22 protein-coding genes and 2 tRNA genes are annotated in these 23,425 nt (G+C 70.8%); 6 read left to right on the top strand and 18 right to left on the bottom strand.

What is annotated here, in order from left to right; all coding sequences use genetic code 11:
* Window positions 1-34: 34 nt before the first annotated feature.
* The 3 genes from AB0N82_RS05970 to AB0N82_RS05960 all read right to left on the bottom strand — a co-directional run bounded on the left by AB0N82_RS05970 (window position 35) and on the right by AB0N82_RS05960 (window position 1,827).
* A tRNA-Ser gene (locus tag AB0N82_RS05970) sits at window positions 35-123 on the bottom strand.
* Window positions 124-224: 101 nt separating this feature from the next.
* Window positions 225-1,526, bottom strand: a complete 1,302-nt coding sequence (locus AB0N82_RS05965; protein WP_363389267.1) for an LCP family protein — start codon at window positions 1,524-1,526, stop codon at window positions 225-227.
* A gap of 216 nt (window positions 1,527-1,742) precedes the next feature.
* Window positions 1,743-1,827, bottom strand: a tRNA-Ser gene (locus tag AB0N82_RS05960).
* An 84-nt stretch (window positions 1,828-1,911) separates the two neighbouring features.
* Between AB0N82_RS05960 and AB0N82_RS05955 the strand changes: the two genes are divergently transcribed.
* Together AB0N82_RS05955 and AB0N82_RS05950 are read left to right on the top strand one after the other, a co-directional pair.
* Complete coding sequence (locus tag AB0N82_RS05955; RefSeq protein ID WP_363389264.1) at window positions 1,912-3,192, top strand: DUF2254 domain-containing protein; 1,281 nt, start codon at window positions 1,912-1,914, stop codon at window positions 3,190-3,192.
* Window positions 3,193-3,315: 123 nt separating this feature from the next.
* Window positions 3,316-3,549 (top strand): PLDc N-terminal domain-containing protein, encoded by a 234-nt coding sequence (locus tag AB0N82_RS05950; protein WP_315994510.1) that lies wholly within the window; start codon window positions 3,316-3,318, stop codon window positions 3,547-3,549.
* A 130-nt stretch (window positions 3,550-3,679) separates the two neighbouring features.
* Here the strand turns inward: AB0N82_RS05950 and AB0N82_RS05945 are convergent, their stop codons facing one another.
* Both AB0N82_RS05945 and serS read right to left on the bottom strand, forming a co-directional pair.
* Window positions 3,680-4,573 (bottom strand): HAD family hydrolase, encoded by an 894-nt coding sequence (locus tag AB0N82_RS05945; protein ID WP_363389260.1) that lies wholly within the window; start codon window positions 4,571-4,573, stop codon window positions 3,680-3,682.
* Entirely contained in the window at window positions 4,570-5,838 is a 1,269-nt protein-coding gene (gene serS, locus AB0N82_RS05940) for a serine--tRNA ligase (protein ID WP_363389257.1), read from the bottom strand. Before serS ends, AB0N82_RS05945 begins: the two co-directional genes overlap by 4 nt.
* 211 nt (window positions 5,839-6,049) lie before the next feature.
* Between serS and AB0N82_RS05935 the strand changes: the two genes are divergently transcribed.
* Complete coding sequence (locus AB0N82_RS05935; protein ID WP_363389254.1) at window positions 6,050-7,339, top strand: diacylglycerol kinase family protein; 1,290 nt, start codon at window positions 6,050-6,052, stop codon at window positions 7,337-7,339.
* Window positions 7,340-7,515: 176 nt separating this feature from the next.
* Window positions 7,516-8,886: a deoxyribodipyrimidine photo-lyase gene (locus AB0N82_RS05930; protein ID WP_363389251.1), complete on the top strand. Its 1,371-nt coding sequence runs from the start codon at window positions 7,516-7,518 to the stop codon at window positions 8,884-8,886.
* Window positions 8,887-9,096: 210 nt separating this feature from the next.
* Here the strand turns inward: AB0N82_RS05930 and AB0N82_RS05925 are convergent, their stop codons facing one another.
* The gene (locus AB0N82_RS05925) at window positions 9,097-9,522 is read right to left on the bottom strand and encodes an Asp23/Gls24 family envelope stress response protein (RefSeq protein ID WP_315994505.1); all 426 of its coding nucleotides are present in this window, start codon (window positions 9,520-9,522) and stop codon (window positions 9,097-9,099) included.
* A 121-nt stretch (window positions 9,523-9,643) separates the two neighbouring features.
* Window positions 9,644-9,913 (bottom strand): hypothetical protein, encoded by a 270-nt coding sequence (locus AB0N82_RS05920; protein WP_363389248.1) that lies wholly within the window; start codon window positions 9,911-9,913, stop codon window positions 9,644-9,646.
* A 77-nt stretch (window positions 9,914-9,990) separates the two neighbouring features.
* On the opposite strand from AB0N82_RS05920, the gene AB0N82_RS05915 reads away from it, so the two are divergent.
* Entirely contained in the window at window positions 9,991-11,058 is a 1,068-nt protein-coding gene (locus AB0N82_RS05915; protein ID WP_363389245.1) for an LLM class flavin-dependent oxidoreductase, read from the top strand.
* A 155-nt stretch (window positions 11,059-11,213) separates the two neighbouring features.
* Here AB0N82_RS05915 and pheA read toward each other — a convergent pair whose 3' ends face one another.
* Window positions 11,214-12,176, bottom strand: a complete 963-nt coding sequence (pheA, locus tag AB0N82_RS05910; RefSeq protein WP_315994502.1) for a prephenate dehydratase — start codon at window positions 12,174-12,176, stop codon at window positions 11,214-11,216.
* 128 nt (window positions 12,177-12,304) lie between these two features.
* Between pheA and pgm the strand changes: the two genes are divergently transcribed.
* Window positions 12,305-13,951, top strand: a complete 1,647-nt coding sequence (gene pgm / locus AB0N82_RS05905; protein WP_363389241.1) for a phosphoglucomutase (alpha-D-glucose-1,6-bisphosphate-dependent) — start codon at window positions 12,305-12,307, stop codon at window positions 13,949-13,951.
* A gap of 361 nt (window positions 13,952-14,312) precedes the next feature.
* Here the strand turns inward: pgm and AB0N82_RS05900 are convergent, their stop codons facing one another.
* The 10 genes from AB0N82_RS05900 to AB0N82_RS05855 form a co-directional block, all read right to left on the bottom strand.
* Window positions 14,313-15,359, bottom strand: coding sequence for an NAD(P)-dependent alcohol dehydrogenase (locus tag AB0N82_RS05900; RefSeq protein ID WP_315994500.1), 1,047 nt, complete (start codon window positions 15,357-15,359; stop codon window positions 14,313-14,315).
* Between the two features lie 153 nt (window positions 15,360-15,512).
* Window positions 15,513-16,133 carry a bifunctional 4-hydroxy-2-oxoglutarate aldolase/2-dehydro-3-deoxy-phosphogluconate aldolase gene (locus tag AB0N82_RS05895; protein ID WP_363389238.1) on the bottom strand — a complete coding sequence of 207 codons (621 nt, stop codon included), beginning with the start codon at window positions 16,131-16,133 and terminating at the stop codon, window positions 15,513-15,515.
* The gene (locus AB0N82_RS05890; protein ID WP_363389235.1) at window positions 16,130-17,071 is read right to left on the bottom strand and encodes a sugar kinase; all 942 of its coding nucleotides are present in this window, start codon (window positions 17,069-17,071) and stop codon (window positions 16,130-16,132) included. Before AB0N82_RS05890 ends, AB0N82_RS05895 begins: the two co-directional genes overlap by 4 nt.
* Window positions 17,071-17,913 (bottom strand): 5-dehydro-4-deoxy-D-glucuronate isomerase, encoded by an 843-nt coding sequence (gene kduI / locus AB0N82_RS05885; protein ID WP_363389232.1) that lies wholly within the window; start codon window positions 17,911-17,913, stop codon window positions 17,071-17,073. Before kduI ends, AB0N82_RS05890 begins: the two co-directional genes overlap by 1 nt.
* Window positions 17,914-18,044: 131 nt before the next feature.
* The gene (gene kduD, locus AB0N82_RS05880; protein WP_363389229.1) at window positions 18,045-18,809 is read right to left on the bottom strand and encodes a 2-dehydro-3-deoxy-D-gluconate 5-dehydrogenase KduD; all 765 of its coding nucleotides are present in this window, start codon (window positions 18,807-18,809) and stop codon (window positions 18,045-18,047) included.
* Complete coding sequence (locus AB0N82_RS05875; RefSeq protein ID WP_315994495.1) at window positions 18,806-19,615, bottom strand: fumarylacetoacetate hydrolase family protein; 810 nt, start codon at window positions 19,613-19,615, stop codon at window positions 18,806-18,808. Before AB0N82_RS05875 ends, kduD begins: the two co-directional genes overlap by 4 nt.
* A 35-nt stretch (window positions 19,616-19,650) precedes the next feature.
* Complete coding sequence (locus AB0N82_RS05870; protein ID WP_363389225.1) at window positions 19,651-20,847, bottom strand: glycoside hydrolase family 88 protein; 1,197 nt, start codon at window positions 20,845-20,847, stop codon at window positions 19,651-19,653.
* Window positions 20,848-20,866: 19 nt separating this feature from the next.
* Entirely contained in the window at window positions 20,867-21,541 is a 675-nt protein-coding gene (locus AB0N82_RS05865) for a DUF624 domain-containing protein (protein WP_363389222.1), read from the bottom strand.
* Window positions 21,542-21,543: 2 nt separating this feature from the next.
* On the bottom strand, window positions 21,544-22,458 hold the full coding sequence (locus tag AB0N82_RS05860; protein ID WP_315994492.1) for a carbohydrate ABC transporter permease: 915 nt from the start codon (window positions 22,456-22,458) through the stop codon (window positions 21,544-21,546).
* Window positions 22,458-23,396 (bottom strand): sugar ABC transporter permease, encoded by a 939-nt coding sequence (locus AB0N82_RS05855; protein ID WP_315994491.1) that lies wholly within the window; start codon window positions 23,394-23,396, stop codon window positions 22,458-22,460. The genes AB0N82_RS05860 and AB0N82_RS05855 overlap by 1 nt, the downstream gene beginning before the upstream one ends.
* Window positions 23,397-23,425 lie beyond the last annotated feature (29 nt).

The raw sequence follows: 23,425 nt of genomic DNA, 5'->3' as shown, positions 1-23,425 counted from the left end.
CGAGAAAAGCCCCGGCGAACCGGGGCTTTTTCTGCGGAGACGGAGGGATTTGAACCCTCGGTCCCCTTACGGGGACTCCACCTTAGCAGGGTGGTGCACTAGGCCTGACTATGCGACGTCTCCAGGTGATCGAACCTTGCGGCGCGAGCACACCGGTCAATACTAACCGGATGCCGCCCGGCATCCGAAACCGAAGTCCGGATGCCGGGCAGCGGGGCCGGGCGTCACTGACGCACGTTGCCGTTCGAGCACGTCGCCTGGGCGGCGGTCTGACCCGCGATGCCCTCGGGGAGCACGACCGTGCCGGGGGTCGATCCCGGGGTCGGGGTCGCGTCGGCACCCGCCGACGGGGCGTCGGTCGCGGCGTCGGTCGGCGCGGGAGCCGCGGTGTCGGACGGGGCCGGCGTGGCGTTCGCGTCGGCGATCACGCCGTCGCCGTCGCTGAGGTTGCCCGACAACTGCAGGGGCTGGTTCGCGGCCAGCGCGGCCCACAGGGTGTCGGCATCCTCGCGGTCGGGGACGACGCGGTTCGGGTCGGACGGATCGGTGTAGGTCGGGTACTGGATGAACACGATCTCGCTGAAGGGCACGTCCTTCACCGCCGAGGCGATCTGGACGAGGGTCAGCGGGTTGATCAGCGACGTCGAGGGATCGACGTTGCGCAGCGCAGTGGAGGCCAGCTTGTACAGCGTGGCGGGGTTCGAGAGCACTTCCTGGCTCTTCAGCTTGTTCGCCAGTCGCGACATGTACTGCTGCTGGTTCGAGATGCGGCCGAGGTCGCCGCCGTCGCCGACGCCGTGACGGGTCCGCAGGAACTGCAGGGCGTCGAGACCGACCACGGTGCGCATACCGGCGGGCCAGTCGATGCCCGTGTACGGGTCTTTGATGCCGTTCGCGATGCACACGTCGACGCCGCCGATGGCATCCGTGATGTTGATGACGCCGCCGAAGCTGACCTTCGCGGCGAACGGGATCTCGAGACCGCTGAGGTCGGAGATCGTCTCCACGACGCACGACAGGCCGCCGTAGGAGAAGGCGCTGTTGATCTGCTGCTTGCTCATCGCGGAGTGCTCGACGCCGTCTTTGTCGGTGCACGAGGGGATCGGCACCATGAGGTCGCGCGGGAACGAGATGACGGTCACGCGGCGCGGCGCGTCGGAGATGTGCACGAGCATGTTGACGTCGTTGAGGCTGCCCTCGGAGTCGGCGCCGGTGCACCGGTCGCCGAACAGCTCCGCGAACTCGGGCTCGCACTCGTCTGTGCCGATGAGCAGCATGTTGACGCCGCCCTTGAGCTCACCGAGGTCCGGCGGTACCGCGGGCTGGTTCTTCAGTTCGACGGCGTCGGCGGTGAAGCTGCGAGTCAGGTCGACCGCGGCGTACGCCAGCACCGTTCCGCCCGAGACGAGCAGCACGGCGAGAACGATGGCGAGACCGCGGAACAGCTGGCCGAGCGGACCGGGCGAGGTGAGCCGCCCGTGGCGGGCGACGGTCCTCGGACCGCGCGGGGTGGTGGTCTTGCTCACTCGGGTCCTTTCACGACGGATGCCACCGGCCCGGCAGCACGTCGACCCCGGCGCGGCAGCCGAAGGTCGCAGCAATACTAGGGATCCACGGCTGTGAATGCCGTGAGGACCGGGCGTTTCACCCGCTCCGGCGGCGTGGGCCCACCCCCGTTCGACTCCCGCTCAGCCGGACATAACGCGAAACGCGGACCCCTGCGGGGCCCGCGTTTCGCGTTGCGGAGGGTGTGGGATTCGAACCCACGGGACATTGCTGCCCACTGGTTTTCAAGACCAGGTCCATCGGCCGCTCGGACAACCCTCCTGGACGAGCCGAGTCTACCGACCGCCCGCGATGACGGCGTCCAGCCCCCGTGGCGTGACGCCGGGGCTCGGTAGCGTCGGACGCATGGCGACGAGAACGCGCGGAGCGCTGGCATCCTTCTTCCTCCGGCTCGGAAGCCGAGTGTGGGTGCGCGCGGCCATCTTCACGGTCATCGCGATCGTCGTCGCCCTCGCCGCCCGTTTCATCGGCCCGCTCCTGCCGTTCTCGTTCAGCTTCTCGCTGGGCGACGGCGCCGTCGACTCCCTCCTGCAGATCATCGCGACGGCGATGCTGACCGTCAGCACCTTCTCGGTGACCGCCATGGTGACGGCCTTCTCGTCGGCGACCACGACCGCGACGCCACGGTCGACGCAGTTGCTCATCGCCGATCCGACCTCGCAGAACGCCGTCTCGACTTTCGTGGGGGCGTTCGCCTTCTCGCTCGTCGGCATCGTCGCGCTCTCCACCGGTTACTACGAGCAGCAGGGGCGGTCCATCCTCTTCGTCGCGACGCTGGTGATCATCGCCATCGTCGTCGTGACGCTGCTGCGGTGGATCTCGCACCTGTCGACATTCGGGCGGATGGCCGACGTCATCGACCGCGTCGAGAAGGCGGCGGCTCTGTCGCTCGAACTCCACGCCGAGTATCCGACCCTCGGGGCCCGCGCCGCCGTGCCGGTTCCCGTCGACGCCGTCGCCGTCCACGCCGACGAGGTCGGCTACGTCACCCACATCGACGTCGCGGGGCTCGAACGACTGGCGCGGCAGGCGGACGTCGAGATCCACGTGCGCGCCACCCCCGGGCGGACCGCCGACTCGCGCGTGCCCCTCGCCTTCGTCACCGGCGACCCCGGGGACGACGTGATCGTCGGGGTCGTCCGCGCCTTCCGCGTGGAGCACCACCGGACGTATGAGCAGGATCCGCGGTTCGGCGTGATCGCGCTCGCGGAGATCGGAACGCGAGCCCTCTCCCCCGCGACGAACGATCCCGGGACGGCCATCGACGTGATCGCCGCGCTTCAGCGCGTGTTCTCGCGCGCCCTCACCACCGAGCGTGCCGAAGACATCGATCACGAGCATGTGTTCGTCCCGGCCCCGCAGCTTCCCGACCTCGTCGCCGACGCTTTCCGTCCCCTGGCGCGCGACGGAGCGGGGCTCCTCGAGGTGCAGGTGCGCCTGCAGAAATGCCTCGCCTCGCTCGCGGCATCCTCTCCGCGCGACGCGGCGGTGTTCGCCGACGGTGCGCGCGCGGCGCTCGTGCGCGCGCACCGTGAGCTCGCCCGCGCCGACCGGGCCGTGCTGGATGCGGCGGTCGCCACGGCGTGGGCGGCCACGCCCATTCGACGAGGCACCTTCCGCCGCTGAACGCCGTCTATGTCCGGGGTATCCATTCGCCTCGGGCGGAGGCCTGTCGCCTCGGGCAGGAGTAGACCGGACCTCATCAGCCCACCACGACCCGCCGGGCCGTCTGAGATGAGGAGGCATCCCATGATCGTCACCACCCTGTCTTCGCAGATCGTTCTGGCGGTGTTCGCGCTCGTGTACGCGGCATCCCTGCTCGCCGCCGTCGTCGCGGTGCGCGATCCGCACAACGGCGTCGGACTCAAAGCCACGTGGGCCGTCGCCCTGCTGCTCCTGCCGCCGGTGGGGCTGGTCGCGTGGGAGGCGTCGCGGATCGCGGATCACCGCGCGGTGCGCGCCGGACACGCGGCGCACGTCTGAGGAGTGGGGCCGGTCCCTTCGACAGGGTCAGGGACCTCACCGTGCGGCTGGTGTCGGACGTGGCGCCGGCCCCTTCGACAGGCTCGGGGACCTCGCGTGGCGCGTCAGGGCGAACGCATGGCGGGCGCGATCACAACGCGCGCAGGATCGCGGCGACGCCGCCCTCGGTGACCGAGAGGCCGACCTCACCCGCGGCGGCGTGCACCTCGGGCGGACCCTGGTGCATCGCGATCGCGCGACCGCCGTTGCGGACCGCCCACTGCATCATCTCGATGTCGTTACGGCCGTCGCCCATGACGAGCACGCGCTCCGGCGCGATGCCCAGCCACCCGCGAACCAGTTCGAGGGCCGTGGACTTGTCGACCCCCTTCGGGGCGATGTCGAGCCACGCGGTCCAGCCGATCGCGTACGAGACCTGCGTGAGGCCGATGCGCTCGACGAGCTCGAGGAAGTCCTGGTCGGTTTGCTCGGGGGCCACCACGACCACACGGCACACGGGCTGCGCCGACAACTCGGCGAACGCGACCCTGTCGGCCTTCTCGAGGTTCCAGTCGTCGAGGTAGTCGGTGAACAGGCGCTTGCCGTCGGGGAGCTCGACGAGGAAGTGCGCGCCCCCGAGGTGCTCGCCCAGCAGGGTCAGCACCTCGGAGGGATCGAAGGTCTCGACGTGGGCGCGGACGTAGTCGCCGTCATCGCCGTCGCGTCGCATGACGATCGCGCCGTTGGAGCACACGGCGTACTCGGGACGGATGCCGAGGCGATCCATGATCGTGTGGGTGCTGTCCCAGCTGCGACCGGTGGCGAGCATGACCTCGTGACCCGCCGCCTGCGCGTGGGCGACGGCCTCGACGACTCCGGGACTGAGCGTGTCGTCTTCGAGCAGCACGGTGCCGTCGATGTCGAGCGCGATGAGCATGCGTCCGGCGCGGGCGTCGTCGGCCAGGTCGGCGACGACGTCGGCCGCCTCCTGCTTCGGCGCGCTCTCGACGGCACCGGTGGCGGGCAGGGCGGCCTCGTCGGTCATGCGATCGGCTCCATGACCTCGAGGCCGCCGAGATAGGGGCGCAGCACCTCGGGTACGAGGACCGACCCGTCTTCACGCTGGTGGGTCTCGAGCAGGGCGACGATCCACCGCGTCGTGGCGAGCGTGCCGTTGAGGGTCGCGACCGGCTGCGTCTTCCCGCCGTCGGCGGGACGGAACCGGGTCTCGAGGCGCCGGGCCTGGTACGTCGTGCAGTTGGAGGTGCTCGTGAGCTCGCGGTAGGCGCCCTGCGTGGGGACCCAGGCCTCGATGTCGAACTTGCGCGCCGCGCTGGATCCGAGGTCGCCGGCGGCCACGTCGATCACGCGGTAGGCGAGCCCCAGGTCCTGCAGCATGCCCTCCTGCATGGCGACGAGACGGTCGTGCTCGGCCTCGGCATCCGCCGGGTCGGTGTAGACGAACATCTCGAGCTTGTTGAACTGGTGCACGCGGATGATGCCGCGGGTGTCCTTGCCGTAGGAGCCCGCCTCGCTGCGGTAGCAGGTGGACCACCCGGCGTAGCGCTTCGCGCCGCGCTCCAGGTCGAGGATCTCGTCCATGTGGTAACCGGCGAGGGGCACCTCGCTCGTACCGACGAGGTAGAGGTCTTCCTTGGGCAGGTGGTACACCTCGTCGGCGTGCTGGCCGAGGAAGCCGGTGCCGCGCATGACCTCGGGGCGCACGAGCGTCGGCGGAATCATGGGGGTGAAGCCCGCCTGCAGAGCCCGATCGAGTGCGAGTGTCATGAGCGCGAGCTCGAGCCGCGCACCGATGCCGGTGAGGAAGTAGAAGCGGCTGCCCGACACCTTCGTGCCGCGCTCCATGTCGATCGCGCCGAGCAGCTCGCCGATCTCGAGGTGGTCGCGCGGTTCGAAGTCGTAGGAGGGGACCTCGCCGTGCGTGCGCAGAGTGATGAAGTCGTCTTCTCCGCCGGCCGGGACGCCCTCGAGCACGATGTTCTCGATCTTCGACAGCGCTGCCTCGGCGGCCTCCTCGGCGGCGGTCACGGCGTGCTGTGCAGCCTTGACCTGCTCGCTGAGCTGCTTGGCCTCGGCGACGAGCGCGGCCTTCTCGTCCTTCGGCGCGTGGGCGACGCGCTTGCCATGGGCGTTCTGCGACGCGCGCAGCTCCTCGAAGGCGGTGATGGCGGCGCGGCGGTCGCGGTCGGCGGCGAGGGCCTCGTCCACCGAATCCGGCGACTCCCCGCGGGCGATCTGGGAGCGCTTCACGAGCTCGGGATCTTCACGCAGCAGAGTCAGGTCGATCACGCGTCCATCCTACGGTCGCGCTCGACCGCTCCTTCCGCGTCGAGCGGGGCGCATCGATCGACGACCGGCGGGTACGACCGAGCGTGCCGGCATCGCCTCACGCCGTTCGACGCTCCGCCGAACGAAGGGAGACATGCGCGTGCGGCATCCCGCCGTCAACCCCGTCTCCTCGGCGGGTTCCGCCCGCCCGCGCGGTCCTATGGTGGATGCCATGGCCGCCCCTGACGAGCCGCGTGACGACGCGGAGTCCCCCGAGAACGTCCCCGACGACGCCCCCGCCGACGTGCAGGCCGACGCGGCTGCGGCCGACGGCTCGCACGAGCACTTCGACGCCGCCCGCCTGGGCGACGACGTGGCCGATCATCCGCGCAAGGACGTCCCGCACCCCAAGGACGCCGCGGAGCCCGACGACACCATCCACCAGCCGGAGGACGTCGACCCCGACTCCTCGGCCGAGCTCCCCGGCAAGACCCAGCGCGTGGACGCCGAGGGCGAGGACGCCCCGATGGACGCCGAGACCACGCAGAAGAAGCGTGCCGCCCTCGTCTACAACCCCACGAAGGTCGAGCCCGAGGTGCTGCGCGCCCGGGTGGCCGAACTCGCCGGCGAAGCCGGGTGGGCTGAGCCGCTGTTCTACGAGACGACCGTCGACGACCTGGGCGACGATGCGACCCGCGCGGCGCTCGACGAGAAGGTGGATGCCGTGCTCGTGGCCGGCGGCGACGGCACCGTGCGCGCGGTCGCCGAGGCGCTCACCTCCACCGGCGTCCCCCTCACGATCGTCCCCAGCGGCACGGGCAATCTCCTCGCCCGCAACCTCAACCTCCCGCTGACCGACACCGACGCGATGATCCGCGCGACCTTCGAGGGCGACGTCCACTCGATCGACACGGGGCTCGCCCGTATCCGCCGCGCCGACGGCGAGATCGAGGAGCACGGGTTCTCGGTCATGGCCGGCATGGGCCTTGATGCCGCGATGATCCAGAACACGCGAGACGACCTGAAGAAGCAGGTCGGGTGGGTCGCCTACGTCGACGGCGCCGCCCGGTCCCTGGTCAACGCGAAGCCCTTCCGCGTGATGTACCAGCTGAACGGTCACCGTCTGCACTCGGCGAAGGTGCACAGCGTGCTCTTCGCGAACTGCGGCGCCCTGCAGGGCGGAGTGGCGCTGATCCCCGACGCCTCGATCGCCGACGGTCGCCTCGACGTCGCCGTGCTGCAGCCGACCGGAGTGCTGGGCTGGCTGGGCGTGTGGCGGAGCATCGTGTGGGACAACTCGGTGCTGCGCAGGTTCCGCGCCGGCCGGCGCGTGCTCGAACGCCGCAAGGACTCCTCGGTGCGGTACCTGCGGGGCACGGGCATCGAGCTCGCGACCGCGCCCGCGCAACCGATCGAGCTCGACGGCGACGAGTTCGGCGAGGCGACGCGCATCTACACGCGCATCGTGGCGGGCGGTCTCATCGTGGCGCTGCCGAAGGGGCACGACGTCTCCTCGATCTGACGCGCGGCGTTCCGGCGCGCTGCGGCTCCGGCATCCGGCGAGAGCACACGGCCCGCGCGACATCACACGCTCCGGCGGTCCCGGCCCGAGTGATCTCGTCACGATCGAGTGGTTTCGGGAGCGTGGGCGGGTGTCAAGCCCGGAGGGGCGGATGCCGGGGTGGATAGCGTCGGGGAATGGCAACGCCTTCGATCGTGTGGTTCCGTGACGACCTCCGCCTGACCGACAATCCGGCTCTGCGTGCGGCACTCGACCGCGACGAGCCGATCGTGGCGCTGTACGTGCTCGACGAGGAATCGGACGGCGTGCGCGAGATCGGCGGGGCGGCGCGGTGGTGGCTGGACGGGTCGTTGGCATCCCTCGCCGAACGGCTCGAGGACCGCGGCGCGACGCTCGTGCTGCGCCGGGGGGCGGCGGCGACGGTGCTCCCGGCGGTGGTCGACGAGGTCGGCGCCGGCGCCGTCTTCTGGAACCGCCGTTACGGCGGGGTCGAGCGCGAGATCGACGCAGGTATCAAGGAGAAGCTGCGCGACGACGGCGTCACCGTGGCCTCGTTCGCGGCGAACCTCCTCTACGAACCGTGGACCGTTCGCACGCAGAGCGACAAGCCCTACGGCGTGTACAGCCCGTTCTCGCGCGCCGTTCAGAAGCTGCCCGCGCCGAGGCCGCCGGTGCCGGAGGCGCGAAAGATACCCGGGGTGTCGGCATCCGTCGACTCCGACGACCTGTCCTCATGGGGCCTGCTGCCGACGAAGCCCGACTGGGCCCAGGGCCTGCGCGAGACGTGGGAGCCGGGCGAACCGGCGGCCAAGGCGCGGCTGAGGGAGTTCCTCGACGACGACCTCGGCGACTACTCGAAGTACCGCGACGAATTCGCCGGCGGAGCCACCTCGAACCTGTCTCCGCGGCTCCGGTGGGGCGAGTTGAGCCCGTATCAGGTGTGGCACGACACCGTCGAGCACCGGGGTTCGGGCGAGCACGCGAAGAGCGCGAGCGGCTTCCTGTCCGAGCTCGTCTGGCGCGAGTTCGCGTGGCACGTCACGTACCATTCCCCCGACATCGCCACCGTGAACTGGCGCCGGAGCTTCGACGACTTCCCGTGGCCGAAGCTGAACCGCTCGCACCTCGAGACGTGGCAGAAGGGACGCACCGGTGTGGCCGTCGTGGACGCCGGGATGCGTCAGCTGTGGAAGACCGGCGTCATGCACAACCGCGTGCGCATGGTCACGGCATCCTTCCTCATCAAGAATCTGCTGATCGACTGGCGTCACGGCGAGCAGTGGTTCTGGGACTGCCTGGTCGACGCGGATGCCGCGAGCAATCCCTTCAACTGGCAGTGGGTCGCGGGATCGGGCGCGGATGCCGCCCCCTACTTCCGCGTCTTCAACCCCGAGACGCAGCGCAAGAAGTTCGACCCGCACGACGCCTACGTGCGGGAGTGGGCGCCGGAGTACCTCGGTGAGGACCCGCCGGAGCCGATGGTCGACCTCGGCGAGACCCGCAAGCGCGCGCTCGACGCCTACGCGCACGTGCGGCACGGGGGCTGAGCCGGCGGGTCACGTCTGCGCGGGCGCCGTTCCGCGCGAGTCGCCACCGCCGGCCTCGTCCTGCTCATCGCCGGATCGCCCCGCCCGCGTAGCCCGGAGGCGATGGTGACGCCGAACACCGCGGTGAGGATCATCCACACCGACCGGGTTCGGCATCCTGGCACGCGAAAGGGGCGCCACCTCGCGGTGACGCCCCTTTCGAAGCCGATGTCAGTTGACGCGCTGCTCGTCGGCGTCGTCCTCGTCGTCGTCTCCCGGGATGAAGACGTCGACCACGGTCACGTTGATCTCGGCGACCTTCATGCCCACGAGCTCGGTGATGGCCTGGTGCACGGCCGAACGCACGTTCGCGGCCACGCGCTGCAGCTGCTCGGGGTAGTCGACCTGGATCGCGATGTCGGCGGCGACCTCGGTCTCGCCGACCTCGACGCTCACGCCCTGCGCGTGGTCCTTCGCGCCGACGGCCTGGCGGATGTTGCCGATCACGCGGGCGGCGCCGCCACCGAGGGCGTGGACGCCGGGGACCTCGGCCGCGGCGATACCGGCGACCTTGGCGACGACGGCGTCGACGATGACGGTCGAGCCGCCGTCCTTCGTGGCGGGGGTGGGGGTGGCGGTGGTGGTGCTCTCAGCCATGTTCGCTTCCTTCCGTCGTTCCGGGACCGTGTGTCCCGCGATGTCATAGGTGAGACGCGCGGCGGAGAGGATTCGTCACGGAATTCTTCCTGGGAGAAAGCTGGGGATGGATGCCGACTCCTCAGCCCTCTTCCCATTCGACCGACACGGGCTCGATCGTCGCCGTCTCTCCCGGAGTCTCCTCACCCCAGAGCACGACGCGCGTGTGAGCGGTGAACAACACGCGGACGTCTCGGTCGCCCGCCACGGTGAAGCGCTCGAACCGCCCCCCGTCATGCACGGCGGATTCGATCCGTCGCTCGAGGTCGGCCACATCCTGTCCGGGCGCGAGCGAGAACGTCGCGTCGTCGACGGCCATCACCGTGCGCATCACTGGGACTTCATCGCTCATGCGCGGCACCCTAGGAACGCCCCGGCCCGTCGGTCACGGGGGTTGCGCGCCCGCGGAAGCGGAATACGCTCCACCCGATGCGCGTTGAGCTGAGGGTGAACGACGCGATCCCCTCCCTCTCCGTTCTCGACCTCGTGCCCGTGCGTCACGGGCAGACCAGCGCGCAGGCGGTGAGCGCGGCCCTCGATCTCGTCGAGCGCGCCGACCGCCTCGGCTACCGCCGCTACTGGTTCGCCGAGCACCACAACATGCCCTCCGTGGCATCCACCACTCCCCCGGTCCTCATCGCCGCTGCCGCCGCGCGCACGAGCCGCATCCGCGTGGGGTCGGGCGGCGTCATGCTGCCGAATCACTCGCCGCTCATCGTCGCCGAGCAGTTCGCGGCGCTCGAGGCGCTCGCCCCCGGCCGCATCGACCTCGGTATCGGCCGTGCGCCGGGCAGCGACCCGGTCATCACGCAGCTGCTGAACCGCTCGGGAACCACGAGCGACGTCTCGCGCTTCCCCGACCACGTCACCGACATCATGGCGCTCACGTCCCCCGACGGAGCGACCGTGCGCTTCACCTCCGGCAGCGAGTACCAGGTGAAGGCCACGCCCTCGGCATCCGGGGTGCCGCAGGTGTGGCTGCTGGGGTCGAGCGACTACTCCGCTCAGCTCGCGGCGTCGTTCGGTCTGCCGTATGTGTTCGCGAACCACTTCGCCGGCGAGGGGCTGGAGCGGGCGCTGCACCTGTACCGCGACCAGTTCGTGCCCAACGAGTCCGGAGAGGGTCCCCGCACGTTCGTCACCGCGAACGTCGTGGCGGCGCCCACGGCCGACGAGGCCGAAGAGCGGGCCGTGCCGCAGCTGCGCATGATGGCGCGCCTGCGCACGAACAAGCCGCTCGTGCCGCTCGAGACGGTCGAGCAGGCGAAAGCCGATCCGTTCGACGCGATGGCGGAGTCGATCATGGCCTCGACGCGGCAGAAGTGGTTCGTCGGAACCGGAGCCGAGGTGCAGGGTCAGCTCGCCGCGTTCGCCGCGCAGCACGGCGTCGACGAGATCATGGTCTCGCCGGTCGCGGGTGCGTACGACGGCGAGGGGTCGGAGGGCCGGGCGCAGACGCTCGAGCTGATCGCGGCACCGGCGGCAGTCGCGGCATAATGCTGAGGTGGCTGAGCCAGTCGAAGCCACCGGAGTCACCGCGGGTCCCGGGCCCTCCAATAGGCTCAGGGACCTTCGCTCCTGCGAGGAGGCTCGGGCTCAGCGACCCCCGCGAAACGCGAGCGGTCTGAGCCCGTCGAGGGCGCCGCGCGCGCTCAGGTCTCGGGCTCGCCGCTCAGCAGGCCGCGCAGCCAATCGCGCGCCTCGACGAACACGTCGTCGCCGTAACGGGGCGGGTAGCGGACGATCGCGCGGTCGGCCCGCGCGTACGAGCCCAGGAAGATGACCTTCGGGCTGAAGCGCCGCAACCCCAGCAGCGCGTCGGCCATGCGCTCGTCGTGCACGTGGCCGTCGGCGTCGATGACGAAGCGGTAGCGGCCGAGGGCGTCGCCGATGGGCCGGGATGCCAGCAGGCTGAGGTTGATGCCCCGGGTGGCGAACTGCTCGAGCAGCTCGAGCAGGGCACCGGGGTGGTCTTCGGGGAGCTCGACGATGAGCGAGGTCTTGTCGGCGCCGGTCGGGGGCGCGGGAGCCACGGTGCGGCTGACGAGCACGAAGCGCGTGACGGCGTTGGGGTTGTCGCCGATGCCCTCGGCGAGGACCGTCAGGTCGTGGTGCGCGACGATGCCGGGTGCGGCGATCGCGGCGTCTGCGGCGCTCGTGCCGTCGAGCACACCGAGGGCGCTGGCGACGTTGCTCTCGGCGGGAAGGTGGGCGTGCGCGGGGACGTTCCGGCTCAGCCAGCCGAGGCACTGCCCGTAGGCGACGGGGTGCGCGGCGATGAGCGACACATCGGCGAGGGTCGCTCCGGGCCGTCCCACGAGCACGAAGTTCACGGGCACGAGGTACTCGCCCACGATGCGCAGGCCCGGGACCGTCGCCAGGGCGTCCTGCGCGGTCGACACTCCGCCGTCGACGGAGTTCTCGATCGCGATCATCGCGGCATCCGAGCGCCCCTCGACGACGTCGGCCAGCGCCTCGCCGACGTTGCGCACGGGCCGCCAGACCTGGTCGCGGGCCTCGGGGACCTGCGCGAGCGCGGCTTCGGTGAACGTGCCGGCGGGTCCCAGGTAGCTGTAGGTACGGCGGGCGGGCACGGTCTCTGTGTCGGGCAGCACGGCGTACAGCCTAGACCGGCGACGCACGGCCTCTCTTCGTGGCCGGCGGGGGCGCCGCACGACGACGGATTCGCCGTGAATGCGCAACGGCGTGTGCGCATGTCGGAGGGAGCGGGCAGACTGGGCGCATGAGCAGTCGCGCAGGACAGCCCGCCGAGGCATCCGATCTCATCGACATCGACGAACTGATCGCCGCCTACTACGACCGCAAGCCGGATGCCGCGGTGCCCGAGCAGCGCGTCGCCTTCGGCACGAGCGGTCACCGGGGATCGTCGCTGAGCACCAGCTTCAACGAGGACCACATCCTCGCCACCACCCAGGCGATCGTCGACTACCGCGCGGCGCAAGGCATCACCGGCCCCCTGTTCCTCGGTCGCGACACGCACGGCCTGTCGCTGCCGGCGGAACGCAGCGCCATCGAGGTGCTGGTCGCGAACGGCGTCGACGTGCGCGTCGACTCCCGCGACGCGTGGGTGCCCACCCCGGCGCTCAGCCACGCGATCCTCACGTACAACCGCGACCGTGCGACCGACGACCCGGGCCGGGCGGACGGCATCGTCGTGACCCCCTCGCACAACCCGCCCCGCGACGGCGGCTTCAAGTACAACCCGCCGCACGGCGGCCCCGCCGACACCGACGCCACCGGCTGGATCGCCGACCGCGCGAACGAGCTCATCGCCGCGGGCCTCGACGGCGTGCAGCGCACCCGTCACGCCGACATCGACCTCGACGGCCTCGGTCAGTACGACTTCCGTGACGCGTACGTGCGGGATCTGGCATCCATCATCGACGTCGACGCCATCAAGAGCGCCGGCGTGCGCATCGGCGCCGACCCGCTGGGCGGGGCGTCGGTCGAGTACTGGGCGCTCATCGCCGAGGTCTACGGCCTCGACCTCACCGTCGTGAACCCCGAGGTCGACCCGACGTGGAAGTTCATGACGCTCGACTGGGACGAGAAGATCCGCATGGATCCCTCGTCGCCCTCGGCGATGGCCTCGCTCGTCGCCGCGCGCGACGAGTACGACATCCTCACGGGCAACGACGCCGACGCCGACCGGCACGGCATCGTCACCCCCGACGCGGGGCTGATGAACCCCAACCACTACCTCGCCGTCGCGATCGACTACCTCTTCTCGCACCGCGAGGGCTGGCCGACGGATGCCGCGGTGGGCAAGACGCTCGTGTCGTCGATGATCATCGACCGCGTCGCCACCTCGCTCGGCAAGACGCTGCTCGAGGTGCCGGTGGGCTTCAAGTGGTTCGTCCCGGGTCTGCTCGACGGCTCCGTCGCCTTCGGCGGTGAGGAGTCGGCCGGTGCGTCGTTCCTGCGCAAAGACGGCACCGTGTGGACCACCGACAAAGACGGCATCCTGCTCTGCCTTCTCGCTGCCGAGATCCTCGCCGTCACCGGCAAGACGCCCTCGCAGCGCTACGCCGAGCTCGAGGCCGAGTTCGGCGCCTCGGCGTACCAGCGCGTCGACGCTCCGGCCTCGCCCGCGCAGAAGTCGGCCCTGTCCAAGCTGTCTCCGGATGCCGTGACCGCCACCGAGCTCGCCGGTGAACCCATCACCGCGAAGCTCTCGCACGCGCCCGGCAACGGCGCCGCGATCGGCGGTCTGAAGGTGCAGACGGAGTCGGCGTGGTTCGCCGCGCGTCCCTCGGGCACCGAAGACGTCTACAAGCTGTACGCCGAGTCGCTGCGCGGCGAAGAGCACCTGCGCGAGGTGCAGGAAGAGGCCCGCGCGGTCGTGTCGGCCGCTCTCGGCCAGGCCTGACCCACACGGTTCGTCAGCGGCGTCGCCCCTCGGGGCGGCGCCGCTTTCGTGTGTCCGGGGGTCGCGCAGCGCACGGGCCCGGCAGAGCGGGGCGCCGCGGCAGAGCGGAGGCGGACGGCCACGGCCCCACCCACGCCGATAAACGCGGTTCCTCACGAGACACGGTGCGACACCGCGTTTACGCGAAGGAATGGCGTTTATCGGAGCGGGGGGGAAGGGGGAAGGCGGAGGATGCCGCGGCCCCGAGCGCTCAGCAGAACGTGGGGGCAAGGGAAAGCCCGGGAACGCCGCGGCCCCGGCACTCCGAAGAGCGTCGGGGCCGTGGCATCCGGGGCCGGAGCCGGGATTCAGGACGCGAGGGTCACGCGGGGGCGAAGGTCTTCGCGTCGATGACGAAGCGGTAGCGCACGTCGCTCTTGAGCACGCGCTCGTAGGCCTCGTTGATCTGGTCGGCCGAGATGAGCTCGGTCTCGGGTGCGATGCCGTTCTCGGCGCAGAAGTCGAGCATCTCCTGGGTCTCGCGGATGCCGCCGATCGACGAACCGGCGAAGGAACGACGGTTCGTGAACAGCGTGAAGACCTGGATCGGCAGCGGCTCCGGCGGGGCACCGACGTTGACCATCGTGCCGTTCAGGGCGAGCAGGCCCAGGTACTGCTTGAGGTCGAGCGGGGCGCTGACGGTGTTGATGATGAGGTCGAAGTGCTTCTTGAGCGTCGAGAAGGTCTCTTCGTCCTTCGTCGCGTAGTAGTGGTCGGCGCCCATCTTCAGGCCGTCGTCCTTCTTGCTGAGCGTCTGCGAGAGAACGGTGACCTCGGCGCCCATGGCGTGGGCGATCTTGACGGCCATGTGGCCGAGACCGCCGAGGCCGACGACGGCGACCTTCTTGCCGGGGCCGGCGTTCCAGTGGTTCAGCGGCGAGTAGGTGGTGATGCCGGCGCACAGCAGCGGCGCGGCCTTCTCGTAGGGGATCGACTCGGGAACGCGCAGCACGAAGTGCTCGTCGACGACGATCTTCTCGCTGTAGCCGCCCTGGGTGATCGTGCCGTCGACGTCCTTCGCGCCGTAGGTGCCGATGTTGCCCTTCTCGCAGTACTGCTCCTCGCCGGCGAGGCAGTTCTCGCACTCGCGGCAGGAGTTGACCATGCAGCCGACGCCGACGCGGTCGCCGACCTTGTGGCTGGTCACCTCGGAGCCGACCTCGGCGACCGTGCCGACGATCTCGTGGCCGACGGTCAGGGGGTAGGGCACGTCGCCCCACTCGCCGCGGATGGTGTGGATGTCGGAGTGGCAGATGCCGGCGTAGGCGATGTCGATCAGGACGTCCTTCGGGCCGACGTCGCGGCGCTCGATGGTCGTGGGCTCAAGGGGCGAGGTCGCGGACGACGCCGCGTAGGCGTTGACGTGCATGGGTCTCCTCGGTGGGATCGTTGCGGACGGTCAATCTTCTCCCGCCGACGCCCTCGCGGGTCGGGCTTGCACGGATGTGCGCGAGGTGCCAGGAATCGTCGCTCGCCGGGCCCGGTGAGCGACGATTCCTGGCACCTCACGCGACGGGGAGGGTCAGGCGTGCGAGAGCAGAGCGGCCAGGCGCGGCAGCTGCGTGGGGTCCTCGAGAGCCGAGCCGACCGCGGCGACGCGCACCCCGGCATCCAGGAAGTCCGACACGTTGCCCGCGTCGAGGCCGCCGGTCGCGACGAACCGCACGTCGGGGAACGGGCCGCGGATCACGCGGAACCACGCCGGCCCGAGCCACGTCGCCGGGAACGCCTTGAGCCAGCGCAACCCGAGCGAGACGGCGAGCTGCACCTCGCTCGGCGTCGCCACGCCGGGGAGGATCGGGATGCCGTGCGAGCGGGCCGCGGCGACCACGGCGGGATCGAGTCCGGGCGAGACGAGATAGCGCGCACCGGCCGCCACGGCGATCGGCACCTGGGCGGGGTCGACGATCGTTCCGGCGCAGACGATCCGGTCGCGCTCGGCCCCCGCGGCGCACACCGCGCGGAGAGCTTCCTCGTCGGCCGGGGTCTGCAGGGGAACCTCGACGTTGTCGATGCCGAGGTCCCACGCCGTCGCGGCGAGCGCGAGCGAGCGCTCCCGCCCCATGCCGCGCAGGATCGCCATCAGCGGAGCGGAAGCGAGAGTGTCGTCGAACCACGCGGCGGTGGCATCGGGAGGCGTCATGCGGAGGTCCTGTCGAGGTGCGGGATCGGGAGCGCGGCCGTGTCGTGGATCGAGTCGCCGTAGGTGCGGAGGGTGAGGGCGGCGCGTTCGTGTCCGGCCGCGAGTCGGGCGGAGGCGTCGAGTCCGCGGGCGCGCGCGGCGAGGTAGCCCCCGGCGAAGGCGTCACCGGCCCCGACCGCATCGAGCACCTCGACGCGCAGCGCGGGTACGAAGGTGCGCCGCTCCGACTCGAAGACAGTGGCCCCGACGTCACCGTCTTTGACGACGAGTTCGGCCACCGCGGGCAGGAGGGCGCGCACGTCGCCGTCGGTCGGGGTCGCCCACAGCGTCTCGGCCTCATCGCGACCGACGAAGACGACGTCGGCGCGGGCCGCGAGGGCGGCGAGCACGGCACCCGCCTCCGCCGCGGGCCACAGCGCCGCCCGGTGGTTCACGTCGAAGCTCACCGCGACGCCGACCGCGCGGGCGCGCGTGATGGCCGCGTCGAGGAAGGCGCGCGCCGAGGCGGAGAGGGCGGCGGTGATGCCCGAGACGTGCAGCACGTCGACGTCGTCGAGCGCGAGGGAATCGGCATCCGTCGGGGCGAGATGCGAGGCGGCGGACCCGGCCCGGTAGTACCGCACCCCCCGTCCGGGGTCCTTGATGTAGAGCCCGGTCGGATGCCGCGCATCGCGCACCACGCCCGTGGTGTCGACCCCGCGCGCCGAGACCTGCCGCAGCACACGGTCGCCGAGGGCGTCGCGTCCGAGGCGGCTCGCCCATCGCGCCGTCATCCCGAGCGCCGCCGCGTGGGCGGCGACGTTGGACTCCGCGCCTCCCGCGTCGACGAGGAAGGTCGCGGCATCCACGACCCCTCCCCCGTCGGAGGGCGCGAGCATCGCCATCGTCTCGCCGACGGCGAGGAGCACGGGCGAGGGCGTGGGCGAGGGGGCGACCATCAGCGCAGGTCGGTGATGGGGGCGGCATCCATGTCGTCGAAGGACTGGTTCTCACCCGCCATGGCCCACACGAAGGAGTAGGCGGCCGTACCGACGCCCGAGTGCAGCGACCAGCTCGGCGAGATCACGGCCTGCTCGTCGCCCACGATGAGGTGCCGCGTCTCGTCGCGCTCGCCCATCAGGTGCACGACGCGCGCGTCGGCGGGGAGGTCGAAGTACAGGTAGCACTCGGTGCGACGGTCGTGGGTGTGCGCGGGCATGGTGTTCCACATCGACCCGGGATGCAGCTGCGTCACGCCCATGACGATCTGGCAGCTCTTCACACCGTTCTCGTGGATGTACTGGTTGAGGGTGCGGCGGTTGCTGGTGACCTGGTCGCCGAGCTCGCGCACCGTGCCCTCGCCGGGAGAGACGAGCACCGACGGGTACGCCGTGTGCGCGGGGGCCGAGAACAGGTAGAACCGCGCCCCCTCGCCCGTCGCGGCGTCGGCGAAGACCACGTCGCGAACGCCTCGGCCGAGATACAGGCACGCGCCCGTGACGAGCTCGTACGCCTCTCCGTCGGCTGTGACCGTGCCGGGCGCACCGACGTTGACGATGCCGATCTCGCGGTGCTCGAGGAAGTACTCGCTGCGGATCTCGGGGTAGCCGGTGAGCGCGAGCTCCGAGCCCGCGGGTACGGCGCCGCCGAGAACGATGCGGTCGTGGTGCGTGTAGGTCAGCCGCACCTCTCCGGCGACGAACACGTCGTCGATGAGGAAACGCTCGCGCAGCTGCGCGGTGGTCATGCCCGGGATCTGCTCGGGGTGGGTGGCGTAGCGCTGGGGGATGGAGGCGGTCATGCGGTTCTCCTGGGGTCGAGCCCGGCGAGCCGGGCGGGTCGGGGGCCGGCCGGGCGTTGCCGGATGCGGCGGGGCGGGGCGCTCGGGTCGAGCGCGGGGCGGGGTGTCGCGCGGGGGAACGGCTGCTCAGGTCACCGCACGAGCCACCCGCCGTCGACGGGGATCACGGCCCCGGTGACGTAGCCGGCCGCGTCGGAGGCGAGGAACACGAACGCCCCCTGCAGGTCGGCGGGCGTGCCCCAGCGGCCGGCCGGGATGCGGCCGAGGATCGAGGCCTCGCGGTCCGCGTCGGCGCGGATGGGGGCGGTGTTGTCGGTGGCCATGTAACCCGGCGCGATCGCGTTGACGGTGACGCCGGAGGCCGCCCACTCGTTCGCGAGCGCCTTCGTGAGTCCCGCCACGGCGTGCTTGCTGGCGGCATAACCCGGAACGAGGATGCCGCCCTGGAACGACAGCATCGACGCCACGTTGACGATGCGGCCCCACCCTTGCGCGATCATGCGTCGTCCGGCGGCCTGCGAGAGGTGGAAGACCGCGTCGAGGTTGACCGCGAGCACGTCGTCCCAGTCCTGCGCGCCGTGCTCGGCGGCGGGGGCGCGACGGATCGTCCCGGCGTTGTTCACGAGGATGTCGATGCGCCCGAGCACCTCGGCGGCCTCGTCGATCGCGGCGGCGAGTTCGTCGCGCGAGGCGGAGACGAAGTCGCGGTGGATCGTGTGCACACGACGCCCGAGCCCGCGGACCAGCTCGGCGGTGTGCGCGGCGTCGCCCCGGTCGATGAGCACGAGGTCGGCGCCGGCCTCGGCGAGCGCGAGGGCGGCGCCCTGCCCGAGCCCGCGGCTCGAGCCGGTGACGACGGCGACGCGGCCGTCGAGGCGGAAGGTGTCGAGGATCATGCGGGCTCTCCCGGGGGTGCGATGAAACGGGTGGTGAGGTCGCCGAGGCCGCCCACGCGCACGGTCACCGCGTCGCCGGGGGCGAGGGGGCGGTGCGCCGCCTGCGCGGCGGGGAGCTTCTGCGGCGTGCCGGTGGAGATGACGTCACCCGGCTCGAGGGTCAGCACCTGGCTGAGGTGATGGACGACGAAGGCGACCGAGAAGATCGTCGTCGCCGTGGACTGCGAGACGGTGACCTCGCCGTCGCGCACGACCTCGACGAGCAGGTTCTGCGGGTCGACCTCGTCGGCCGTGACGATCCACGGCCCCAGCGGGGCGAAGCCGTCGAAGCATTTGCCCAGCGCCCACTGGCTCTGCTTGCGCTGCCACGACCGGTCGGAGACGTCGTTGAGCAGCGTGTACCCGGCGACGTACGACAGGGCGTCGTCGACGCTCACCGCGTGCGCGCGCCGACCGATCACGACGGCGATCTCGCCCTCGTAGTCGACGTCGTCGGCGACGGCGGGGATCACCACGGGGTCGTTCGGACCGCCGAAGGTGTTCGCCGTCTTGACGAAGACGTCGGGACTGGCCGGGTCGTCGGCGGTGGGGTCGACGCCGTCGGGCACGTGCCCGCGGTAGTTGTAGCCGAGGCAGAGCATCGTCCGCGGCGCCACCGGCGCCTGCAGCGTCGAGGGATCCAGCCGCGGCAGGGTCGCGGCATCCGTCCGCTGCACGAGGGAACGGATGCCGTCGAGCTCGGCGAACAGCTCGGGGACGGGGCGCGGGCCGAGGTCGAGCACGTGGTCGCCCGAAGGGCCCGGCACGATGGCCGCCGAGCGATCGCCGACGCGCGCGAGCCTCACCACACGGGCCGCCACTCGGGTCGGGCCGCGCGGGCGAGCGCCTCGAGGTAGAAGTAGTCGCCCCACAGGGTGCCCTCGTCGACGCCGACGTTCTTCGGCAGGTCGTACACGCTGTGCAGCAGCACCGTGTCGGCGTCCTCGGCCCGCTCCGGGGTGTACCGCGCGATGAGGGAGGCCAGGATCCTCTCCGCTGCGGCGCGCCAGCGCTCGGCACCCTCGGGATCGACCGCGGCGAGCTCGAACAGCCCGCACACGGCGATCGCGCCCGAGGAGCTGTCGCGCGGCGCATCGGCGTCGTCGCCGTAGACGAGGTCCCAGTAGGGCACGTCGTCGGCGGGGAGGTGGGCGAGGAAGTACTCGGCGCAGGTGCGCGAGGCGTCGAGGAGCGCGGCGTCGCCGGTCGCCCGGTGGTTCATCGCGAACCCGTAGATGCCCCACGCCTGTCCGCGCGCCCAGCACGAGTCGTCGAAGGCGCCCTGCTCGGTGGCGCCGCGCAGGGGCTCGCCGGTCTCGGCGTCCCAGTAGAAGGTGTGGAAGGTCGAGCCGTCGGGACGCAGGATGCGCTGTCGCAGCTCGGCCGTGTGGCGGGCGACGACGTCGCTGTAGCGCGCGTCGCCGGTCTGCTCGGCCGCCCACGTCAGCAGCGGCATGTTCATGAGGCTGTCGATGATCGTGCGCCCCCGCTGCGCGGGATCGGCGAGGTCGCCCCACGCCTGGATGATCCCCGCCGAGGGCAGGTAGCGGGTCATGAGGTGGTCGGCCGCGGCGAGAGCGCTCGCGCGGGCCTCGTCGTCGCCGAGCAGGCGCCAGGGCGCGACGCACGACAGCGTGTAGAGGAAGCCCAGGTCGTGCGTGTCGAGGTCGCGTTCCCTGCGCACGCGGCGTCCGAAGTCGGCGGCGTGCGCCAGGGCGGCGTCGCGGAACGCCTCGTCGCCGGTCAGCTCCCACGCGATCCACTGCATGCCGGGCCAGAAGCTGGTCGTCCAGCCGCGGTTCTCCCCCTCGGCGAAGCCGGGGACGGCCGGACGCAGCGGATAGCGGTTGGCGCGGGTGGTGTCGTCGGGGTAACGGATGCCGAACGCCTCGATGTTCGCACGGACGGTGTCGAACACCTGCGCGAGGGCGCGGTCGACGGCGGCTCGAGGGGTGTCGACGCGCGCGGCGGCCGCAGCGGTCGGAGGGGAAGTGGTCATGCGGGGGAAGTCCTTCGGTTCAGACGGCGGCGACCGAGGAGTCGGCCGGAAGCACGGGGCGGAGGCTGAAGCGGGCGTTCGCCCACACGAGGTAGAGGGCGGGCGCGGCGGTCAGGCCCAGCGCCAACGCGGGCGAGGTGGTGAACAGCACGGCCTGACCCGCCAGCACCAGCACGCTGACCAGGCTCAGGTACCAGCGACGGACGGCCAGCACGGCAGCCGTGGACAGCAGGACTCGCAGCGGCGTCCCCGGAGCCTCGACCAGCGCGGTGAGCGCGACCGGCGCGGTGGCCACGACCAGCAGCGCGACCGTGCCGCACAGCGGCACGACGACGACGGCCCAGGATGCCGCCGACACGGCGCGCACGTCGACGAGCACGATCGCGAGGACGGCCGACGCCAGCGCACCGACGACGAGCGCCTTGCGCAGCGTCCGCCGCCAGCCGGCGAAGAAGGCGCGGACGACCCGCCCCTCGCCCATCCCGTGCGCACGGAAGGCGGTGAGGGCGCCGGCGAGCGCGGGGGCGCACAGCGGCAGGGCGATGAGCAGGAGCGGCCACGTCTGCGCGGGATCGGTGGTGAGCAGCAGGAGCACCAGCGGCGCGCAGGTGACGAGCAGGAGCATGTTCACCATGAGCCCGAGGTAGACCGTCGAGAACACGCTCGCGTAGGTGTCGTGGGAGATGCGGCGCATGATCAGCCCTTCATCCCGCTCGTCGCGATGCCCTCGACGAAGTACTTCTGTCCGAAGAGGAACACGATCGCGATCGGCACGACCGACATCGTCAGACCCGCGAACAACAGGGCGTAGTTGGCGTCGTACAGCGTGCTGACGAAGCTCTGCAGCCCCAGCTGGATGGTCCAGAGGTCGGGGTTGCGCAGATAGATGAGGGGTCCGAGGTAGTCGTTCCAGGTGTTCACGAACGTCAGCAGCGTGAGGCTCGCGATCGCGGGGACCGACAGCGGCAGCATGATCCGCGCCCAGATCCCGTACTCGCTGAGCCCGTCGAGGCGGGCGGCTTCGGAGAGGTCTTCGGGGATCGTGTCGTAGTACTGCTTCATCAGGAACACCCCGAACGCGCCGAAGGCCTGGATGAGGATGATCGCCCAGAGGGTGTTCGACACCTTCAAGTTCGACAGCAGGATGAACTGCGGGATCATGTACGACTGCCACGGGACGGCGATGGTCCCGATGTAGACGAGGAACAGCACATCGCGGCCCGGGAAGCGCATCCGCGAGAACCCGTACGCGGCGAAGGAGCCGGTGAGCACCTGCAGGAAAGTGACCACCACGGCCAGGAGCAGCGTGTTGCGGATCCACGTGAGCATGCCGGACTGCGTCCAGATGTCGATGTAGTTGCTCCACACCCACGTCTCGGGGAACCACTTCACGGGGGCGCTGAAGACGTCGTTCGGCGTCTTGAGCGAGCTCATGATCATCCAGAAGAACGGCAGCAGGAGGGCCGCGGCCGCGACGATCATCACGGCGTAGCCGACGATGCGTCCCACGCGGCGGGCGGGGTGGGCACCGGCGACGGGTCGACGGCGCGGCGGCGTGGCCCCCGCGGTGACGAGCGTGCGGGTGGCGTCGGGAACGAGGAGATCGGTCATCAGGCGTCCCGCTTCTTGTTGATGAAGAACTGCACGAGCGTCACGACGATGCACAGGAGGAACAGCACGATGGATGCCGCCGAGGCGTAGCCGAACTGGTTCTCCTGGAAGCCCTTCTGGTAGATGAACTGCGACAGCACGAGCGTCGACTGCCCGGGGCCGCCCTGCGTCATGACGAGGATGAGGTCGAAGATCTTGAACGAGTTGATCGTGAGCATCACGGTCACGAAGAACGTGGTCGGACGCAGGCACGGCAGGGTGACGTTCACGAAGCGCTGCCAGACGTTGGCACCGTCGACGCGGGCCGCCTCATGCAGCTCGCGGGGCACGGTCTGGAGCCCGGCGAGGAACAGGATCATGTAGTAGCCCATGTCGCGCCACGTGCTGATGATGACGACGGCGGGCATCGCCCATTCCGAGGAGGTGAGCCATCCCGGCGGGTTCTGCAGGCCGAAGAAGCGAAGGATCTCGTTGATGGGCCCGTACTCGGGGCTGAAAAGCAGGTTCCACACCACCGCGATCGCCACGATCGAGGTGATGTAGGGGAAGAAGGCCGCGGTGCGGAAGAACGCCACCCCGCGCAGCTTGTTGTTCAGCAGCAGGGCGAGGCCCAACGCGACGATCATCGTCAGCGGGATGTGCAGCGCCGCGTAGTAGAGCGTGTTCAGCAGAGCGATGCGGAAGCTGCCGTCGCCGATGAGCCGTTGGAAGTTGGCGATGCCGACGAACGCCGACGAACCGAAGACGTTCCAGTTCGTCATCGACATGTAGAACAGCACGACGACGGGGACGAGCGTCAGGGCCGCGAAGCCCAGGAAGTTGGGGAGGATGAAGCTCCACCCGATGAGGGTGCTGCGCAGCGTCAGACGCGAGCGGCGGCGGGGCCGGCTCGGCTCGGTCTTCGACGCCCGGGGGCGCGTGTCGGCGATGGTCGCCATGGTGTCTCCAGATCGTGAGGGGTGACCGG

This window comes from Microbacterium sp. NPDC089186 (assembly GCF_040685115.1).
GTDB classification, from domain to species: Bacteria; Actinomycetota; Actinomycetes; order Actinomycetales; family Microbacteriaceae; genus Microbacterium; species Microbacterium galbum.
Note: the sequence above shows the minus strand (reverse complement) of the source record. Positions and strands in the feature narration are given on the sequence as shown.

What these genes read in the sequence shown, in the direction of transcription:
- AB0N82_RS05895 (WP_363389238.1), bottom strand. Translation starts at nt 16,133, where the DNA reads ATGACGCCTCCCGATGCCACCGCCGCGTGGTTCGACGACACTCTCGCT.
- kduD (WP_363389229.1), bottom strand. Translation starts at nt 18,809, where the DNA reads ATGATCCTCGACACCTTCCGCCTCGACGGCCGCGTCGCCGTCGTCACC.
- AB0N82_RS05900 (WP_315994500.1), bottom strand. Translation starts at nt 15,359, where the DNA reads ATGCACGTCAACGCCTACGCGGCGTCGTCCGCGACCTCGCCCCTTGAG.
- AB0N82_RS05925 (WP_315994505.1), bottom strand. Translation starts at nt 9,522, where the DNA reads ATGGCTGAGAGCACCACCACCGCCACCCCCACCCCCGCCACGAAGGAC.
- AB0N82_RS05955 (WP_363389264.1), top strand. Translation starts at nt 1,912, where the DNA reads ATGGCGACGAGAACGCGCGGAGCGCTGGCATCCTTCTTCCTCCGGCTC.
- AB0N82_RS05860 (WP_315994492.1), bottom strand. Translation starts at nt 22,458, where the DNA reads ATGACCGATCTCCTCGTTCCCGACGCCACCCGCACGCTCGTCACCGCG.
- AB0N82_RS05870 (WP_363389225.1), bottom strand. Translation starts at nt 20,847, where the DNA reads ATGACCACTTCCCCTCCGACCGCTGCGGCCGCCGCGCGCGTCGACACC.
- AB0N82_RS05915 (WP_363389245.1), top strand. Translation starts at nt 9,991, where the DNA reads ATGCGCGTTGAGCTGAGGGTGAACGACGCGATCCCCTCCCTCTCCGTT.
- AB0N82_RS05865 (WP_363389222.1), bottom strand. Translation starts at nt 21,541, where the DNA reads ATGCGCCGCATCTCCCACGACACCTACGCGAGCGTGTTCTCGACGGTC.
- AB0N82_RS05855 (WP_315994491.1), bottom strand. Translation starts at nt 23,396, where the DNA reads ATGGCGACCATCGCCGACACGCGCCCCCGGGCGTCGAAGACCGAGCCG.
- kduI (WP_363389232.1), bottom strand. Translation starts at nt 17,913, where the DNA reads ATGACCGCCTCCATCCCCCAGCGCTACGCCACCCACCCCGAGCAGATC.
- AB0N82_RS05935 (WP_363389254.1), top strand. Translation starts at nt 6,050, where the DNA reads ATGGCCGCCCCTGACGAGCCGCGTGACGACGCGGAGTCCCCCGAGAAC.
- AB0N82_RS05920 (WP_363389248.1), bottom strand. Translation starts at nt 9,913, where the DNA reads ATGAGCGATGAAGTCCCAGTGATGCGCACGGTGATGGCCGTCGACGAC.
- AB0N82_RS05930 (WP_363389251.1), top strand. Translation starts at nt 7,516, where the DNA reads ATGGCAACGCCTTCGATCGTGTGGTTCCGTGACGACCTCCGCCTGACC.
- pgm (WP_363389241.1), top strand. Translation starts at nt 12,305, where the DNA reads ATGAGCAGTCGCGCAGGACAGCCCGCCGAGGCATCCGATCTCATCGAC.
- AB0N82_RS05950 (WP_315994510.1), top strand. Translation starts at nt 3,316, where the DNA reads ATGATCGTCACCACCCTGTCTTCGCAGATCGTTCTGGCGGTGTTCGCG.
- AB0N82_RS05945 (WP_363389260.1), bottom strand. Translation starts at nt 4,573, where the DNA reads ATGACCGACGAGGCCGCCCTGCCCGCCACCGGTGCCGTCGAGAGCGCG.
- AB0N82_RS05890 (WP_363389235.1), bottom strand. Translation starts at nt 17,071, where the DNA reads ATGGTCGCCCCCTCGCCCACGCCCTCGCCCGTGCTCCTCGCCGTCGGC.